The organism is Arhodomonas sp. KWT (assembly GCF_010993615.1).
In genome coordinates, this window is the sequence record NZ_WNXE01000188.1 from 1725 (window position 1) to 4194 (window position 2470).

Annotated in this window: 1 protein-coding gene; it reads left to right on the plus strand. The window is 67.7% G+C overall.

Going from position 1 to position 2470, the window contains the following annotated elements; genetic code table 11:
• Positions 1 to 2470 (plus strand): FAD-binding and (Fe-S)-binding domain-containing protein (locus G7A99_RS16315; RefSeq protein WP_240466308.1); only part of this gene is annotated, 2470 nt, incomplete at both ends.

Sequence of the window (2470 nt, forward strand, 5' to 3'; positions counted from 1 at the left end):
GAGTGCAGAAGGAGGGCTGCGACGGGCTGATCACCTCCGCGACCTTCGTGCTCCACGTCATGCCCGAGCACATGCGCACCGTCTGCCTGGAGTTCTACGGCACGGACCTCCACGAGGCGGTGCCGGCGATCGTGGAGATCGTCGACGACCTGCAGGCGGATGAGTCCGTCAAGCTCGCCGGCCTGGAGCACCTGGACGAGCGCTACGTCCGTGCCGTGGGCTACGCGCCCAAGGGCGCCCGCGGCGAGAAGCCCAAGATGGTGCTGGTCGCCGACCTCGCCTCCGAGGACGAGAACGCCTGCGCCGAGGCCGCCTCGCGCATGGTGCGCAAGGCCAATGCCCGCAACGCGGACGGCTTCATCGCCGTCTCCGCCGAGGCGCGCAAGACCTTCTGGGCGGACCGCTCCCGCACCGCCGCCATCGCCGCCCACACCAACGCGTTCAAGATCAACGAGGACGTCGTCATCCCGCTGGACCGCCTCGCCGAGTACAGCGAGGGCATCGAGCGGATCAACATCGTCCAGTCCATCGAGAACAAGCTGCGCCTGCTCGCCGAGCTGCGCAGCCATCTCGGCGGCAGCCTGCCGGAGCTCAAGCAGCGCCCGGACTACCTCGACCGCGAGCACTACGAGGCCTCGGAGGAGGGCGGCTCGATCCTGGGGCAGAAGTGCGCCTCCGCCGTGGCGCACCTCGCCGACGTCGGCGACCGCTGGAAGGCCATCCTCGACAACATGGACGGTGACCCGGTGGCGCTGGACGCGCTCCTCGACGACACCGCCCGGGCGGACCGGCGCGAGGGCGACACCATCGCCAACCTGCTGCTGCGGCGCAGCCTGCGCATCTCCTACCGCCGCGAGGTCGAGGACCGGCTCAAGGAGATCTTCGACGGCCGCGACCTCGAGCCCGTGCGCAGGAAGATCGACGCCATCCACCAGGACGTGCTCTCCAGCCGGCTGTTCGTCGCCCTGCACATGCACGCCGGCGACGGCAACGTGCACACCAACATCCCGGTGAACTCCAACGACTACCGGATGATGCGCGAGGCCGACCACATCGTGGACCAGGTCATGGCGCTCGCCGGGCGGCTGAACGGCGTGATCTCCGGCGAGCACGGCATCGGCATCACCAAGATGCAGTACCTCGACCCGGCCGTCTCCGAGCGCTTCGCGAGCTACAAGCACGAGGTCGACCCCGAGGGCTGGTTCAACCGCGGCAAGCTCCTCCAGGGCTCCGGCCTGTCGGATGCCTACACCCCCTCGCTGCGACTGCTCCAGCAGGAGGCGCTGATCCTGGAGGCCAGTGAGCTCGGCGAGCTCAACGACGACATCAAGGACTGCCTGCGCTGCGGCAAGTGCAAGCCCGTGTGCACCACCCACATCCCGCGGGCCAACCTGCTCTACAACCCGCGCAACAAGATCCTCGCCACCGGGCTGATGATCGAGGCGGTGCTCTACGAGGAGCAGACCCGCCGCGGGATCTCGCTGCACCACTGGGAGGAGATGAACGACGTGGCCGACCACTGCACGGTCTGCCACCGCTGCGTCACCCCCTGCCCGGTGAACATCGACTTCGGCGACGTCACCGTGAAGATGCGCAGCATCCTCAAGCACAAGGGCCAGCGCCGCTCCAGCCCGCAGACCAGCGCGTCGATGGCGTTCCTCAACGTCAAGGACGCGCGCACCATCAACATCATGCGCAAGGGTATGATCGAGTGGGGCTACGGCGCGCAGCGGCTCGGCTTCCACGTCGCCAAGAAGGTCGGCCTCGCCGGCAGCGGCGGCAAGCGCCCGGACGCCGAGCCGAAGAAGCGCCCCAAGCACACCCGCGACCTCTCCAACGTCCCGGCCCAGGTGGTGCACTTCGTCAAGAAGCCCATGCCGGGCAAGCTGCCCTCGCGCACCACCCGCGCCATGCTCGGGCTCGAGGACGACAAGACCGTGCCCATCATCCGCAATCCGGAAAAGGTCACCGAGGACTCGGACGCGGTGTTCTACTTCCCCGGCTGCGGCTCGGAGCGGCTGTTCAGCCAGATCGGCCTCGCCACCATGGCCATGCTCTACGACGCCGGTGCCCAGACCGTGCTCCCGCCCGGGTACCTGTGCTGCGGCTACCCGCAGACCTCCAACGGCGACCTGGAGAAGGGCCAGGAGATCACCACCGAGAACCGCGTGCTCTTCCACCGGGTGGCGAACACGCTGAACTACATGGACATCAAGACGGTGATCGTCTCCTGCGGCACGTGCATGGACCAGCTGCTGAAATACGAATTCGAGCAGATCTTCCCGGGCTGCCGGCTGCTCGACATCCACGAGTACCTGCTGGAGAAGGGCTACAAGCTCGAGGGCGTGGACGGCGTACAGTACATGTACCACGACCCCTGCCACACCCCCATGAAGACCCACGACGCGCAGAAGACCGCGAGCACCCTCATGGGCACCGAGGTCCCGCTGAACGACCGCTGCTGCGGCGA